Annotated in this window: 16 protein-coding genes; 12 read left to right on the forward strand and 4 right to left on the reverse strand. The window is 32.5% G+C overall.

Features of this window, described 5'->3' with window-relative positions:
- The first annotated feature begins 80 nt into the window (after positions 1-80).
- On the forward strand, positions 81-1217 hold the full coding sequence (dnaJ, locus tag AC0GLR_RS02945) for a molecular chaperone DnaJ (protein WP_495605283.1): 1137 nt from the start codon (positions 81-83) through the stop codon (positions 1215-1217).
- 121 nt (positions 1218-1338) lie between these two features.
- Entirely contained in the window at positions 1339-3162 is a 1824-nt protein-coding gene (gene lepA, locus AC0GLR_RS02950; protein ID WP_495605408.1) for a translation elongation factor 4, read from the forward strand.
- Between the two features lie 165 nt (positions 3163-3327).
- On the opposite strand, the gene yjeM is transcribed toward lepA, so the two are convergent.
- On the reverse strand, positions 3328-4806 hold the full coding sequence (yjeM, locus tag AC0GLR_RS02955; protein ID WP_495605284.1) for a glutamate/gamma-aminobutyrate family transporter YjeM: 1479 nt from the start codon (positions 4804-4806) through the stop codon (positions 3328-3330).
- Positions 4807-5059: 253 nt separating this feature from the next.
- On the opposite strand from yjeM, the gene AC0GLR_RS02960 reads away from it, so the two are divergent.
- Positions 5060-5134, forward strand: a complete 75-nt coding sequence (locus tag AC0GLR_RS02960; protein ID WP_495605409.1) for a hypothetical protein — start codon at positions 5060-5062, stop codon at positions 5132-5134.
- Between the two features lie 393 nt (positions 5135-5527).
- On the opposite strand, the gene AC0GLR_RS02965 is transcribed toward AC0GLR_RS02960, so the two are convergent.
- Positions 5528-5797: a hypothetical protein gene (locus AC0GLR_RS02965; protein ID WP_495605285.1), complete on the reverse strand. Its 270-nt coding sequence runs from the start codon at positions 5795-5797 to the stop codon at positions 5528-5530.
- 167 nt (positions 5798-5964) lie between these two features.
- Between AC0GLR_RS02965 and AC0GLR_RS02970 the strand changes: the two genes are divergently transcribed.
- The 7 genes from AC0GLR_RS02970 to AC0GLR_RS03000 all read left to right on the forward strand — a co-directional run bounded on the left by AC0GLR_RS02970 (position 5965) and on the right by AC0GLR_RS03000 (position 11908).
- Positions 5965-6354, forward strand: a complete 390-nt coding sequence (locus AC0GLR_RS02970; protein ID WP_495605286.1) for a VOC family protein — start codon at positions 5965-5967, stop codon at positions 6352-6354.
- Positions 6355-6512: 158 nt separating this feature from the next.
- Positions 6513-6821, forward strand: a complete 309-nt coding sequence (locus AC0GLR_RS02975; protein ID WP_495605410.1) for a hypothetical protein — start codon at positions 6513-6515, stop codon at positions 6819-6821.
- A 61-nt stretch (positions 6822-6882) separates the two neighbouring features.
- Positions 6883-7767: a 50S ribosomal protein L11 methyltransferase gene (gene prmA, locus AC0GLR_RS02980; protein ID WP_495605287.1), complete on the forward strand. Its 885-nt coding sequence runs from the start codon at positions 6883-6885 to the stop codon at positions 7765-7767.
- Position 7768: 1 nt separating this feature from the next.
- On the forward strand, positions 7769-8503 hold the full coding sequence (locus AC0GLR_RS02985; protein WP_495605288.1) for an RsmE family RNA methyltransferase: 735 nt from the start codon (positions 7769-7771) through the stop codon (positions 8501-8503).
- A gap of 69 nt (positions 8504-8572) precedes the next feature.
- A complete protein-coding gene (locus tag AC0GLR_RS02990; protein WP_495605289.1) occupies positions 8573-10795 on the forward strand; it encodes a RelA/SpoT family protein in 2223 nt (740 codons plus the stop codon).
- A 13-nt stretch (positions 10796-10808) separates the two neighbouring features.
- Positions 10809-11255, forward strand: a complete 447-nt coding sequence (gene dtd, locus AC0GLR_RS02995) for a D-aminoacyl-tRNA deacylase (RefSeq protein WP_495605290.1) — start codon at positions 10809-10811, stop codon at positions 11253-11255.
- Between the two features lie 2 nt (positions 11256-11257).
- The gene (locus tag AC0GLR_RS03000; RefSeq protein WP_495605291.1) at positions 11258-11908 is read left to right on the forward strand and encodes an HAD-IA family hydrolase; all 651 of its coding nucleotides are present in this window, start codon (positions 11258-11260) and stop codon (positions 11906-11908) included.
- Here the strand turns inward: AC0GLR_RS03000 and AC0GLR_RS03005 are convergent.
- Together AC0GLR_RS03005 and AC0GLR_RS03010 are read right to left on the reverse strand one after the other, a co-directional pair.
- Positions 11879-12727 (reverse strand): fructosamine kinase family protein, encoded by an 849-nt coding sequence (locus tag AC0GLR_RS03005; protein ID WP_495605292.1) that lies wholly within the window; start codon positions 12725-12727, stop codon positions 11879-11881. The genes AC0GLR_RS03000 and AC0GLR_RS03005 overlap by 30 nt on opposite strands.
- 10 nt (positions 12728-12737) lie before the next feature.
- The gene (locus AC0GLR_RS03010; protein ID WP_495605293.1) at positions 12738-13577 is read right to left on the reverse strand and encodes an N-acetylmuramoyl-L-alanine amidase family protein; all 840 of its coding nucleotides are present in this window, start codon (positions 13575-13577) and stop codon (positions 12738-12740) included.
- 342 nt (positions 13578-13919) lie between these two features.
- Between AC0GLR_RS03010 and aspS the strand changes: the two genes are divergently transcribed.
- Both aspS and AC0GLR_RS03020 read left to right on the forward strand, forming a co-directional pair.
- A complete protein-coding gene (aspS, locus tag AC0GLR_RS03015) occupies positions 13920-15704 on the forward strand; it encodes an aspartate--tRNA ligase (protein ID WP_495605294.1) in 1785 nt (594 codons plus the stop codon).
- A gap of 100 nt (positions 15705-15804) precedes the next feature.
- Entirely contained in the window at positions 15805-16683 is an 879-nt protein-coding gene (locus AC0GLR_RS03020) for a YitT family protein (RefSeq protein ID WP_054646137.1), read from the forward strand.
- Positions 16684-16732: the final 49 nt, after the last annotated feature.

Below are 16732 nucleotides of genomic sequence, written 5' to 3' on the forward strand. Positions count from 1 at the left end.
ATTTGTGAAAAGCCAAAGTCTTTTAGAAATGCTTTGGCTTTTTGCTTTAGAAATCGACTATTTGATTTGGAGGCAAAATAATGGCTGATAAAAACTATTATGATGTATTAGGGATTTCAAAAGATGCATCTGAACAAGATATCAATCATGCATATCGGCACTTATCCAAAAAATATCATCCAGATATTAGTAAGGAACCTAATGCTGAAGCAAAATTTAAAGAAATAACAGAAGCTTATGAAGTTTTAAGTGATAAGCAAAAACGTGCTAACTATGACCAATATGGATCAGCAGATGGTCCACAAGGATTTGGTGGAGGTGGTACTGGCAGTGGTTTTGGTGGAGCTGGTGGTGCTAATTATGGTGATTTTTCTGACATTTTCAGTGATTTATTCGGAGGCGGACGTAGAAGACAACAGGATCCATCTGCTCCTCGTCGTGGAAGTGATTTAGAATATCAATTAACCTTGACGTTTGAAGAGGCTATTTTTGGAAAAACGACCAAAATTAAATATCACCGTCAAGCTCAATGTCCTGAGTGTCACGGAACTGGGGCTAAGCCAGGAACCCATCCGGAAACTTGTCCAGAATGTCATGGTTCGGGAATGATTGCTAAAACAATCAATACACCTATGGGACAAATGCAAACTCAAGCTCCATGTCCAAAATGTGGTGGAACTGGAAAAATCATTAAAGATAAATGTCCAAAATGTGGTGGAACCGGAAAAATTGAAGAAGAACATGAAGTTGAAGTTAATATTCCCGCTGGTGTCGAAGAAGGACAGCAAATGCGTCTACAAGGACAAGGGAATGCTGGAGATAATGGCGGACCTTACGGTGATTTATACGTAGTTTTCCGTGTTCTTCCAAGCAAAGAATTTCAACGTGATGGTTCAACAATCTACTATAATAAGAAAATTTCATTTACTGATGCAACTTTAGGAAATGAAATAGATGTTAAAACGGTTTACGGTAATGGCAAATTAAAAATTCCTGCCGGAACGCAAACTGGAACTGTTTTCAAATTAAAAGGTAAAGGAGCTCCTCGCCTTCATGGAAATTCAAAGGGTGACGAATTAGTCAAAGTTACTATTGAAACTCCTAAGAAATTAAACAGTGATCAAAAGCTAGCATTAAAAGCTTTTGCCGAAGCTAGTGGCGATAACTCTGAACAAAACAAAGGTTTTTTTGAAAAATTGAAAGATAAACTTAAATAATTAACTAAGGGAAGGATGAAAATCCTTCCCTTATTGTTTAATTTCAATGCCATTGTTATAATTGAGCTAGCTATATGGAATAACGAATTAGAAAGCAGGAATAAACGTGGACTACCAAAAAATGGAAGAAAAGCAAAGAAAGATTAGAAACTTTGCGATTGTAGCACATATTGATCATGGTAAATCTACTTTAGCTGATCGAATTTTAGAAATGACTGATACGGTTTCAAAACGTGATATGAAAGCTCAATTATTGGATAATATGGATCTTGAACGAGAACGTGGGATTACCATTAAATTAAATGCAGTTGAGTTAACCTATCATGGAAAAGATGGAGTAGATTATGTGTTTCATTTAATTGATACTCCTGGACACGTCGATTTCTCTTACGAAGTTTCTCGAAGTTTAGCTGCTTGTGAAGGAGCTTTGTTAGTTGTTGATGCTACTCAGGGAATTCAAGCTCAAACTTTGGCTAACGTTTATTTAGCTTTAGATAATGATCTCGAAATTTTACCAGTTATTAATAAGGTTGATCTTCCTTCTGCTGAGCCAGAAAAAGTAAAACAAGAAATTGAAGATGTGATTGGAATTGATACTAGTGATTCTGTCGAAGTTAGTGCTAAAACTGGTTTAAATGTTGATAAATTATTAGAAGAAATTGTTAAAAAAATTCCTGCACCATCTGGAAATATCGAAGCACCTTTAAAAGCATTAATATTTGATTCAATCTATGATGATTATCGTGGAGTGGTCTTAAGTGTTCGTCTTTTTGATGGAATAGTAAAAGCTGGAGATCACATTCGCTTAATGAATAGTAATAGCGAGTATGAAGTTACAGAAGTAGGAGTTAACTCTCCACATCCAATTCCTAGAGGTTACTTAATGGCGGGAGACGTTGGTTATGTAACCGCTAGTATCAAAGACATTAATCAAACTCGTGTTGGTGATACCATGACCAATGCTAATAATCCGACAGAAAAAGCTTTACCTGGTTATCGAGAAATGATTCCAATGGTATATGCTGGTTTGTATCCTACTGATAATGCTAAATTTGAAGATCTACGTGAAGCTTTAGAAAAATTAAAATTAAATGACGCTTCATTGGAGTTTGAACCTGAAGTTTCGGAAGCATTAGGATTTGGATTTCGTTGTGGATTTCTAGGATTATTACATATGGATGTAATTCAAGAACGATTAGAACGGGAATTTAACTTAGATTTGATTACAACTGCACCATCTGTTACGTATCATGTTGATATGAATGATAACGATATGATTGAGGTTGAAAATCCATCTGAGATGCCTGATGCTTCGGCTATTAAAGATATTAAAGAACCATATGTGAAAGCATCAATTATGGTTCCAAATGATTATGTTGGTGCAGTTATGAAGTTGTGTCAAGCTCGTCGTGGTGAATTTGTCACTATGGAATATTTAGATGATGCTAGGGTAAATGTAATCTATCAAATGCCATTGTCGGAAATTATTTTTAATTTTTTTGATAAATTAAAATCTAGTACTCATGGGTATGCATCGCTTGATTATGATATTGACGGTTATCGTCAAAGTGATCTAGTTAAGGTAGATATTTTATTGAATGGCGATAAAGTTGATGCCTTAAGTTTTATTTCACATCAGCAATTTGCAGAAGAACGAAGCAGAGAAATTGTCAAAAAATTAAAAGAAATTATTCCACGACAAAACTTTGAAATCCCAATTCAAGCGGCAATTGGTGCAAAAATTATTGCTAGAACTAACATTAAAGCTTATCGAAAGGATGTTACTTCTAAAATTCATACTGGTGATCCCGATCGTCGAGCAAAATTGTTAGAAAAACAAAAACGTGGTAAAAAAAGAATGAAATCAGTTGGGAAAGTTGATATCCCTCAAGCTGCATTTATGACGGTACTCCAAACAGATGAAGATCAAAAGTCTGATAAATGATTGCTAAAATTCTGTATCATCGTATACTTTCCTAATTGTAATGGTGATGGGACGAACGGTTTATTAAATAATATAAAAAATGAATTATGATGTACAAGTGTTTATGAAATAGAGAAAAAGGGCTTACATACGTAAGTCCTTTTTTGTATTTGATTTAATAATTAATTATTTGTTTGAATTTTCATAACGATTGAAAATTAAATAACCAATTGTTCCAAAAATAATTGGACCAATAACCATCCAAATACTATTTAAGTAATCTCCATCAATAGCGGGGGCAATAATGGTAAATATAACTGCTAAACCAACTGTTAGAAGAACAATTGCAACAGCAAGCTTAGTTTCCCAAGCATATTTGTAAAAAACAAATGGTTTCTTAATCGAATGATTCTTTTTAAAACCTAAAAATGAATATGTTATGAATAAATAGGGAATGGTCATGGCGACATTAGTCATTGCTACTAAAATATTAAAAAAAGCTCGTGAACTTTTTCCACCAAAAGAAATTAATAGAATCAAACTAACCACTAGAATGCATTGCATTATCAAAGCATTGATAGGAATGTTAAATTTATTATTTCTAGTAAAAGATTTAGGCCATATTTCTTTTGGAGTACCCTCAATCAATTGTGTGACTGGTGAAATAATTAAAGTAATAAATGCTCCACTAAGAGCTAGAAACATCGATAAGCCAACATAACGACTAACCCAAATTCCAATTTGGATAGAAATCTGACGTGAAAGGTGTAATGCTATGCCTAATTGATATCCAAAGTTGTTCATAACTATATATGGAACATTAACTAAATTAACTTTATTATTTGATCCAAGAACTTGATTCCAATTAGTAAAAGATCCCATCATAAAAATTCCTAATGCATAGCCAATAGCAATTGTTAAAGCCGCAATCACAATTCCACGTGGGAAAGTTTTCTTAGGATTTTGAGTTTGATTAACTAACCCGGCAATTGCTTCTAATCCTCCAAATGCAAAAATAGCATACACTACAAAACTTAAAATATTTACAACTGATTTGTAATTATAGTTAGGAGAATTAACAATAGAACTTAAATGAAAAGGCTGAAGGGCATGCCCATTTAATAATAAAATTATTGCCCCGCCACAAATTAAAACTACGTTAATTGACATAGCGGCAATACCACCAATAGATGAAATTTTTTTAATTTTATCAATTCCTCGAGATGCTAAAAATGTAATCGTAATCATTAAAAATGATGCTAGTAGTCCAATAATTTCAACATTGGAGAAACCCCAAAGATGCCACTGAGATGTTGTATCATAACCAAAGATAGCACTTGATAAAGGAACCCAAATTGCTGAACTGGTCTTTATCATCCAGACTATATAAGATGCGTACCACATAAAAATCCCAATAAAGGCAAATTTAGAATTGACTGAATTACTCATCCAAGTATAGATTCCACCTTTAGAATTTGAAAATGCAGCTCCAAATTCAGCTAGCATAAAAGCATAAGGCAAAAAGAAACAGATAGCAGCTAAAACATACCAAATTATCGAAGCATATCCCATTAAGTAATATGCAATGGGAATATTAGCGAATCCAAATACAGAAGTAAAAATCATTAGAATTAATGATGTAAGTGACAATTTTTGATTTTTCATTTTACACGATCCTTTTTATAAAATTATATTTACTAACATAACTATTGTACGCTTAGCTTTATATGAAAATATAAAAAAGGATTATTAAATAATTTGAAAACGTTAGCAAAATTTTATTTTTAATTATTAAAATGTACTATTATTTATAATAATAAATTATTATGCTATAGGCATAAATTACAAGTTTGTAGTTAAGAAATTATTGATTTTAGGTCATTAAAGTTCTGGAATTGTTGTAGAAGTTGGAGACGAGATTACTAAATTTAAACGTGCAGACAAAATAGTTATGGAACCAGGTATTACTTGCGGTAAATGTAAATATTACTAAACAAGATATTAGTTATTAGTCATGGTGGAAAGATTACTTATGTTGGAATTCCAGCACAAAATGAAAATTCTTTAAATATGTCATTCATACAGAATACAGAATTATGAAATTCAATTTTTTGGAATTTTTCGATATGCAAATGATTATCCTATCAACATTAAAATTTTAACTGAAAATTATGGAAAGACTGAAATATTGGTAACAAATTTTTATAGTTTTACTGAATCGAATGAAGCTCTTGAAAATACTAGAACTAACAAACAACGTTCTTTAAGAATTATAATTTGTCTTAATGAACAGCTGAGAAAAAATAAATAGTTAATAATTATATTAAAAGAGAGAACCTACGTCGTAAGTTCTCTCCTTTTTATTTAAAAATAGCAATTAATCAAATTATTTGGGAATAGCCATAAAAACAACTTTTTTATTACCAGGAAATGAGTTCTTTTCTCCAAATTCATCAAAAGAAATGCTTTCACCAATTGTTCCAAGTTCATGGTTTTCATCTTTAATAATTGTAAGTAAGTGTTCGTGATCACGATTAATATCGTTAAGAGTAGCAGCTCCGAGTTCAGCCACTTCTCCAGAAGGTAATGTAACTTCAATTTTCTTTAAATCATGAATTCCGTCGGCATCAATTTCAAATGGAACATTAACTAACATAAATAAATCCCTCCCATTGTATAACAATATTATACGCTTTTGTTTTATTAGTTGTAATTGTAAAGAACTAAATAATTATTCTTTATTAATTTAAAAAAATGCTTTATAATTAAGTTGTTACAACTTTCACATGGGTGAAAAATAAAAGATAATTGGGAGATATTAAAATGGCTTTAGATAATTACTTTACTGGAATTCAACATGTTGGAATTCCAGCAGGAAATTTAGATGAAACAATTGCATTTTACGAAAAATTAGGTTTTGAAAAAGCAGGTCAGTTCTTGTATGAAGGTAATCGTTGTGCTTTTATGAAATATGGTAATTTGATGATTGAAACTTGGGAAGGCGATAAAATTGCTGACAAGGATGGCGCTATTAATCATATTTCATTAAATACAACTGATGCAGATGCTGCTTTAAAAGAAGCTAAAGAAATGGGATTGGATGTTATTGATAACGAAATTCAAACTCGTCCATTTTGGGAAAAGGGAATTCGCTTCTTTAATATTTATGGTCCTAACCATGAAAAAATTGAATTCTGTGAAATTGTAAAATAGAATTATTTTGCAAACGGAGACAGACGCAATTACGTCTGTCTTTTGTTAACTAAACAGTCAAAACCGCATTAATCCTTGCCATTTTGGTGTTTCTCCCTTATTATTGGAATAGAGCTTATATGGAAGAATACGAATTAAAAAGAAACGGAGGGGATAATATGTTAGCTATTACAAAACAATTTTTAAGAGATAACGGTTATCATTATAAAAAGGGCTATATTAGACCACTTATGACTCCAGATAGTGTTTATATTTTTCGATTCGGAAAAGATGATTTAAATAATCGAATTATTGTGCGCTATGGACATGGATGGACTGGAAGACAAAAAATCAAAGAAATTGATTTACGTTTACATAAACAACGTCATCCTCGTATTTTTAAAACTGAGCATGGTTTATTGAAATATCTTGAGTCTCATCTATCTTCGCATGAGGAAAAGGTTGACGATTTAGGTCTAGATAAGTGATTTTTGCATCCTGCAGGGGGTGCATTTTTTTTAAATAAAACTAATGGAGTCTGAAATAAATATGAATTCAAATTTGATTGAAGTCAAAGTAATAACTAAACAAGAAGCAGTTCCAGCTGTTTCGAACATATTGATGGAAGTAGGAGCACAAGGTATTCAAATTGATGATCGGGAATTAAACACAGTTGCTGTAATTGCTTATTTTCCTGATAATATTGATATTAAATCTATTTTATTGAAGCTTAAATCTAAAGTAGTTAATTTGACAACTTATGGATTAAATCCAGCGCCTGCCAAAATTACTGCACGCAGTTTGAATAATGCTAAATGGGCAACTACGTGGGAAAAGTATTATCATGCAGAACGTGTAACTAGATTTTTAACGATTGTTCCAGCTTGGGAAGATTATGAAAAGAGAGAATCAAATCAAATAATCATTAAATTGGATCCAGGGATGGCATTTGGAACTGGAACTCATCCTACTACCAAAATGGCAATGCAAGCTTTAGAAACTATTTTGCGTGGTAATGAAACTATTTTTGATGTAGGAACTGGTTCAGGTGTTTTAAGTATTACTTCTAGAAAATTAGGTGCCGGAGATATTTTTGCTTGGGATAATGATCAAACTGCAGTTGAATCTGCTAAGAAAAATATTTCTTTGAATGATGGAATGCAAAATATTAAAGTTGGAGTGAACAGTTTATTAGATGGAATTGTTGGAAAAGCTGATGTAATCGTGGCTAATATGTTAGCAGAAGTATTGTTTCCACTAATTTCTCAAGCTGCAGATCATTTACAAAAGGGCGGTAATTTTATTACTGCTGGAATTTATTTTGATAAGCTGGATAAGATGATTGATGAATTAAAAAAGTATGGATTTATAATCAATCAAGTTACATCCGTTGATAATTGGCGTTCTATTATTGCTACAAAAGGGGAGGTTTGAAATGCAACATTATTTTTTGGATCAACCTTTAAAAGTGGGACAAAAAGTTAGTCTGCCATCTGACATAAGTAAACATTGGATACGAGTTATGCGGGCCACAGTGGCATCAAAAGCTGAATTTGTTTCAAGTGATAATCGATTATATATTGGTGAATTATTTAATGAGAATGAGGCAATTGTTAAAATTTTAAGTGAGTCAGAAAGAAACGTTGAAATTCCACTTAATGTAACAATTATATGTGGATTACCCAAAAGCGGGAAAGCAGAGTTGATAGTCCAAAAGGCCACTGAACTTGGAGTTGGACAAATAATTTTTGTGCCAACTGCTTGGTCAGTTGCTAAATGGGATAACAAAGCAGTTAAAAAAATTCAGCGATTACATAAAATTGCTAAAAGTGCAGCTGAACAATCCCATCGTAATCTTGTTCCTAAGGTTGAATATTTGACTGGAATTAATCAATTGAAAGATATTAAAGCTGATCAACGCATCGTTGCATACGAAGAATCTGCAAAAAAGGGTGAAACTAGTAAGTTGATCCAAGTACTTTCAAAATTAAATCCCCATCAAAGTTTATTGGCTTTTTTTGGACCAGAGGGTGGTATTTCTCCAGATGAAATCCAACAATTTGAAAAATGGCATTATCAAATCGTTGGATTAGGGCCTCGAATCTTACGTACTGAAACGGCTCCATTGTTTTTTTTAAGTGCTGTATCTGTAATTTCCGAATTAAAATGATAAAATATATATAAATTTATTTAATATACGAACTAACTAAATAATTTTGGGATTAAGGAGGTGTAATTAATGGCTAGTTTAAAAAGTTGGAAACCAGGAGAAATTTTTAATAAAGTAGCTGAAAATATGACTCCAGAACAAGTTGATACAATTCAAAAAGCCTATGAATTTGCTGCTACTGCTCACGGTGATAACCTACGAGTTTCTGGTGAAAAATATATTACTCATGCAACTCAAGTAGCTGGGATTTTAGCTGATTTAAACATGGATTCAGTTACAGTTACTGCTGGATTTTTACATGACATCGTGGAAGATAGTAATGTTGAATTAAGCGACGTAAGAGAATTGTTTGGTGATGATGTTGCATTAATTGTCGATGGTGTAACTAAAATAAGCAAAATAAAGTATAAATCAACTAAAGAACAATTAGCTGAAAATTATCGTAAGCTATTATTAGTAATGTGCCAAGACATTCGAGTTATGATTGTTAAACTTGCTGACCGAATGGACAATATGGATACTTTAAATAAAATGGATTTAGAAAGTCAAAAACGTTTTGCTCGTGAAACAATCGATGTTTATGCTCCAATTGCTGATCGACTTGGAATGGGATCAGTTAAATGGGAGCTGCAAGATATGTCGCTTCGCTATTTAAATCCTGATGCTTACTATGAAATTGCTCATTCAATGAAATCAAAAAGAGATGAGCGTGAAGCATATATTACAAATGCAATTAAAGAAGTTCAAAATGCAATTAAAGATTTTGATATCAATGCTGAGATTTATGGTCGTCCTAAACATATTTATTCAATTTATAAAAAAATGGTTGATAAGCACAAAAAGTTTGCTGAAATTTATGATTTGTCAGCAATTAGGATTATTGTAGATACAGTAAAAGACTGTTATGCAGTTTTAGGAGCTATACATGCCGAATGGAAGCCCATGCCCGGACGGTTCAAAGATTATATTGCTATGCCTAAATCTAATATGTATCAATCATTGCATACTACAGTTGTTGGACCTGAAGGTAAACCACTTGAGATTCAAATTAGAACTAAAGAAATGCACCAGATTGCTGAATATGGGGTTGCTGCCCACTGGGCTTATAAAAAAGGCGAAACAGACGAAGTTAAAAGTGATCAAAATAATGTTCAGCTAAATTGGTTCAAGCGAATTATTGAGATTCAAGAAGAAACTGATAATGCTTCTGAATTCATGGATAGCGTTAAAGGAGATTTATTTTCAGATCATGTTTATGCTTTTACCCCTAATGGAGATGTAATGGAGTTACCTAAGGGAGCTGGGCCTCTAGATATGGCATATGCTATTCATACTCAAGTTGGAGATAAAACTACTGGTGCACGAGTAAATGGGAAAATGGTTTCTCTTGATGATCAAATTAAAAACGGAGATATTGTTGAGATTATTACTTCTGCTAACTCAACAGGGCCTGGGAAAGATTGGCTTGATTTGGTACATACAAATAGTGCTAAACATAAAATCAAACTTTTCTTTAAAAAGAAAAATCGTACTGAAAACATTAAAGTTGGATCGGAAATCTTGAATGATAATTTGGAAGAAACTGGATTTGAAACTAATGAAATTTTAAGTAATGAAAATTGGAATCGGGTCTTAGAAGAAATGCATTATCGTTCAAGAGATGATTTACTAGCCGCCTTAGGTTTTGGTGATATTCATGTTAATGGAGTTATAAATCGTTTTACTAGTAACTTGCGTAGTGAGCAACAAAAAGATGATGAAAGACAAGCCGAAAAGGAATTATTGGAACAACATCAATCTTTTTCAACTAAAAATGAAGAATTAAAAAATCAAGGTAATCATCCAGCAGATAACGTTGTTATTGAAGGAATTGATAATGTTTTAGTAAGAATGGGGCATTGTTGTCTTCCAGTTCCAGGTGATGACATTGTTGGGTATATTACCAAAGGCCGTGGAATTACAATTCACCGATTAAATTGTAATAATATTGACAATGATGCCAGTAATCGAACAATTGCGTCTCATTGGGGAAATGTTCAAAATAATCGAATTGATTATCCAACGAAGTTGAAAATTGAAACTGATGATCGAAATGGAATTTTGAATGAAATTATAAAAAAAATTAATAATAGTCCAGCTAAGCTAACTTCCATTGATGGTAAGATTCATGATGGTATTGCATTAACAGTATCATTGGTAATGAACGTTAAGAATATATCTCAACTAGAACAGGTTGTCGATACAATTAAAATGATATCAGGCGTCGATACTGTCAAACGAACATTAAATTAAAGGATGAGAAATATTGAAATTAGTTATTCAACGAGTTAAACACGCAAATGTTGTTATTGAAAATAAAGAATATAATTCAATTAATACTGGGTATTTGATTTTAGTAGGATCAGAAGAAGGGGATTGTCAAGCCGACGTTGATTATTTAGCTCATAAAGTGGCTAATTTACGTGTTTTTGAAGATGAACAGGGAAAAATGAATTTAAACATTAAACAAGCAAATGGATCAGTGTTATCCGTTTCACAATTTACGTTGTTGGCAGATATGACACATGGGAATCGTCCTACTTTTAAAAAGGCTGGAGATCCAGCAACTGCTAAAAAAATGTATGAGACCTTTAATCAAGCACTTTTATCAGAAGGTCTTGATGTTAAAACAGGTGTTTTTGGAGCAGATATGAATGTTAATTTAGAAAATCACGGTCCTGCAACTTTTGAACTTAATCATCGGGAGCAATAATCATGAAAAATTTTATTTGGGATTTTGATGGGACTCTTTTTGACACCTATCCATATATGGTAACGGCTTTTGCTAAAGCACTGCGGAAAAATGGAATTGATCCAATTGAAGTTAATCCGGATGAAATTTACGCACAAATGAGAATTCATTCGTTAGGTTCTGCGATTATAAAATTTAGTGCGTTATATGGGATTAATCAAGAACTTTTATTAAGAGATTACCGGATTTATGAACAAGATGAAGTTAATTTAGCTAAACCATTTGATGATGTAAAACAAGTTTTACAATTAATTGTTGCTAATGGTGGTAAAAATGGATTATTAACCCATCGAGATGATCAAGCACTGCACTTATTAGAAAAGTATGATATAAAAAAACTGTTTACTGGCTTAGTAACTAGTAAACAGTCTTTTGCTCGTAAACCAAATCCTGAATCTTTGAACTATCTAATTAAAAAAATGAATTTAGAAGTAAATGAAACAGTCATGGTTGGGGATCGGGAATTAGATGTTACTGCAGGAAATAATGCTGGTGTAACAACAATTTTGTTTGATTTTGATTATATCATTGAAAATGACGGAAATTCCGATTTTATTGTGCATTCGATTAAAGAAATTATTCCTTTAATTAAAGGAACTCAAGATACTATCTAACAATGATCCGTAAGTTTCACCAAAAAGATATACATGCATCAGCACATAATAAAATTGATACCAACCAACTCGTTTTTCGAATCCTGGTCTAAGTGGATAGGTATCATTATAACCTCGATAAAAATCATCATTAAATCCGCCAAAAACAGTGGTAATACCTAGGTCAAATTCACGATCTCCATAAAAAACATCGGGGTCGATTAACATTGGTTGATGATTATCAGTGAAAATTGCATTTCCACTCCATAAATCACCATGTAAGAGACTGGGCATTATTTTATGTGTTTTATCGTATTCAATAATTTGTTGTCTTAAAATTTGATAATGATGGTCGCGGGAATGATTCCAGCGGCCTTTTTCTTTAGCAAGTTTAATCAGTGGTTCTAGGCGTTGATCAATAAAGAATTTAGACCAGTTATTTTGCCAATTGTTTATCTTAGGAAACTTTCCAGCTGTAAAATCATTGTCTAACCCAAAATGACTATGATGAATTTGGTGTACCTTAGCTACCATTTGTCCTAACTCATATTGGTTTCCATTGCCAATGTTTATCCAGTTTAAAATTAGGAAACCATCATGTTCAATTTCTCCATAATCAATCACAGTTGGAACATTCGCAGCTTGTGATAATAATTTAATTCCTTCTACTTCGTGTGAAAAAAACTCTTTGCCACGATTAGGTTGGACTTTCAAAAATAAACGACCTTCGTCACTTATTATTTCGTATGAATCATTGATATCTCCTCCAGCAACTGGTTTTAAACTTTTGATGTTTGTTAATGGCAGTTGGGCAAGCCATTTATTTGATAATTTTTTCATATGATACCTCCTAATAATTTTTATTAATGTATTGATTAATACCTTTAGTGACATCAGTTGCTACATGGTTTTGATAATTAGAATTTTTAATCAATTTAAAGTCATTATCATCATTGATATATCCCATTTCTAGTAAGACAGAAGGCACTGACACATCACGAATTACTAAAAAATCACCCTTCATAATCCCACGATTATCTAATGAAAGATTATTTAAATTATGATTGATTTCAGTTGCCAATTGCTGTGACTTGCCTTGATGATAGAAATAACTAGTAAAACCAGAGGCGGTATTTTTATCATTTGATGAATCAAAATGAAAGCTAACAAATAAATTTGCATGGTTATCAGTAGAAAATGAAGGACGTTTAAATAAACTAACGGTTTTATCAGAGTTACGAACCATTATTACATTGGCACCTGATTCACGTAAACGATTAGCAGTTTTTTGAGCAAATTTGAGAGTATAGTCTTTTTCTTGTTTATTGTCATTAGATAATGCACCTGAATCACTACCGCCATGACCAGGATCTAAAACAATGGTTGCTTCTGATAAATTATTAGCACGTTTTAGATGGTGATTGTTTAGCAACCATTCTGGAATCCAACCAATTTTATTTTGATTGTAAACGACTCTAACCCAGTTATTTTTGTGACTTAAAATTTGAACATGTTCACCATGATTAACTATTCCAATTGTTTTGTATGAAAGATTGGGACCGTTTTTAATTTGAAGGTTATCGCAAGGGATTTTTACATTATTTCTTAACAGTAATATTCCTAGAACTAAGATGGTTAAAATTGTTGTTATAATTGTGAAAGTTAAACCACGTTTATTAATATTAAACATATGCATGGGATTCCTTTATTTAAAAGTTATTTGTCATAATTAATGATATAACTTTTTGGGAGCTGTAACACTACTATCTCAGAATAAATTGACTTGACTTTTTTGCTTGTTTTTATTAGTCTGAGAATAATTAAAATATACCAATCATAATGAGTAGTAGATAAAATTTGATTTTCAGAGAGCATCCGCTGCTGTGAGGATGTAATTCAGATTTATCGAAGATGCATTTAGGTTTAGTTAAATATAAAAATAAAGTAATAAAAAAGGTGGTACCGTGCTGATTGCGCCCTTGATGCAATTTAGTATGGTATTTTTTTTATGATTTATGAAGGGGTGGCTAAGTTGAAACGAACAACATATGCTGGAAAAACAAATGAAGCTTTTTTAGATCAAGATGTAATTCTTGATGGGTGGGTAGCTAAAAAACGAAATTTAGGCAGTTTAATTTTTGTTGACTTAAGAGATCGAGAAGGAATTGTCCAATTAGTTTTTAATGAAAAAGATAGTGAGCAAGCTTTTAAAGTCGCAGAAGCCATGAAAAACGAATATGTTATCCAGATTAAAGGACGTGTTGTAGCACGTTCTGAAAAAGAAATTAATCCGGATTTATATACAGGAAAAGTTGAGGTACATGTGAGTGATGCTGAGATTTTGAGTAAGTCAAAGCCAGTGCCTTTTGATATTAAAGATGACACAAATGCATCTGGTGATTTACGTTTGAAGTATCGTTATCTTGATTTACGTAGACCATATATGCAAAAAGGATTAATGATTAGGAATCGAATTTTACAAGCGACTCACAGTTATTTGGATGAAAATGGTTTTATTGATATCGAAACTCCAGATTTAACAGCTTCTACTCCAGAAGGAGCACGTGATTACTTGGTTCCTTCACGTGTTTATCCAGGATCATTTTATGCATTGCCACAATCTCCACAACAATTTAAACAGATGTTGATGGGTGCTGGATTTGATCGCTATTACCAAATTGCTCGTTGTTTTCGTGATGAAGACTTGCGTGGTGATCGTCAACCGGAATTTACGCAAATTGATTTAGAAACTTCTTTTATGGATCAGCAAGATATTGAAGATCTTACTGAAGGATTAATTCAAAAAGTTATGAAAGAAGCAGTTGATTATGATGTCAAACTTCCTTTTAAACGTATTACCTGGCAAGAATCAATGGATCGTTTTGGAACAGATCAGCCAGATACGCGTTTTGGAATGGAATTAAAAGATGTTTCTGAAATTGTGAAAGATTCTGATTTTAAAGTTTTTACATCAGCAATTGAAAATGGTGGGCAAGTAAAAGCTATTGCAGTGCCTAATGGTGCTAAAGACTATTCTCGAAAAGAAATTGATAAATATACTGAATATGTAAAACGATTTGGAGCTAAAGGTTTAGCTTGGATGAAGGTAACTGAAGATGGTTTTTCTGGTCCAGTTGCTAAGTTCTTTAAAGATCCGGAAAAGATTGCTCAAATCAATGAACAAATGGAAGCTCAACCCGGAGATTTGTTATTATTTGCAGCTGATCGTGCTAAAGTAGTTGCTGATACTTTAGGATATTTGCGAGTTGCAATTGCTAATGAACAAAATATGATTTCAGATGATAAATATAATTTCCTTTGGGTTGTTGACTGGCCATTGTTTGAATATGATGAAGGATCAAAACGCTGGACCGCAGCACATCATCCTTTCACAATGCCTAATCAAGGAGATGAGCATTATCTTAATGAAGGAGAGGATCCTCATAAAGCTCATGCTCAAAGTTATGATATTATTTTAAATGGATTAGAACTTGGTGGAGGTTCAATTCGTATTCACACTCGTGAACTTCAAGAAAAAATGTTTAAAGCACTTGGATTTACCAAAGAGAGTGCTGAGAGTCAGTTTGGTTACTTTTTACGTGCTTTAGATTATGGTTTCCCTCCTCATGGTGGTTTGGCAATTGGTTTAGATCGTTTTGCAAGATTATTAGCACATCGAGGAAATATTCGAGATGTAATTGCTTTTCCTAAGAACTCTAAAGCCATTGATCCATTGACGGATGCACCAACACCTGTTGCAGCGAAACAGTTAGATGAACTTGGCATTGAAGTTGAAAAAAAAGACGATAAAGAATAAATTAGATAGAAGGTTGCGAATCCCTGTAGCCTTCTATTTTTTTAATATCGTAAATGGTATACTGGTTTGGGTTAATTAAACAAATTTAGAGGTTTTTTATATGAATGATGTACATAAAGTAATTAGGCGACATCAAATTATTACAAAAATATCAACAGCATTTGCTTATGCAACGTTAGTTTCAGTTGCAATGAACTTTTTTTGGACTCCAGGACACATTTATTCATCTGGTGTTACTGGTTTTGCTCAACTTTTAACGACTGTAACACAACGTTACATGCCATTCACAATTTCTACTGCAGTCGGTTTATTTGTTTTAAATGTTCCTTTATTGTTATTGGCTTGGAGAAAGATTGGGCATCAATTTGCTATCTTTACCTTTCTTTCGGTTATCTTAGCTAGTATTATGATTCAAATTTTACATCCACTAACCTTGACTTCTGATCCTTTGATCTGTGCTATTTTTGGTGGTGCCGTGAATGGTTTTGGAACGGGATTAGCGTTGAAAAATCAAATTTCGACTGGTGGATTAGATATATTAGGTATTGTAATTCAAAGAAAAACAGGGAAATCAATTGGAACTATTAATATTATTTTTAATTTGTTTATTGTACTTTCTGCTGGATTTATGTATGGTTGGCCTCATGCTTTTTATTCTGCAATTGGTTTGTTGGTTAATGCAAAAACAATGGATTTAACCTATACTAGGCAACAAAGAATGCAGGTTATGATTGTTACTGATGTTCCTAAAACAGTGGTTGGAAGTATCCAAAATCACTTACGTCGTGGAATTACGATTGTCCATGGAGCTGAAGGAGCTTACAACCATCAAAAGAAAACAATTTTATTTACGGTTATTTCACGATATGAAAAAAATGAAATGGATTTAGCCCTTCAGGAATCAGACCCGCATGCCTTTGCGGTTGCTGTTGATGTTGATGAGGTATTTGGCCATTTCTATGAGAATAAACCCAAATAAATTGATGGCATATAATAATAATTAAAATTTTAAAAATTGGTGGGTTAAA

The sequence above is a fragment of the Fructilactobacillus sp. YLN 2412 genome, assembly GCF_059488745.1.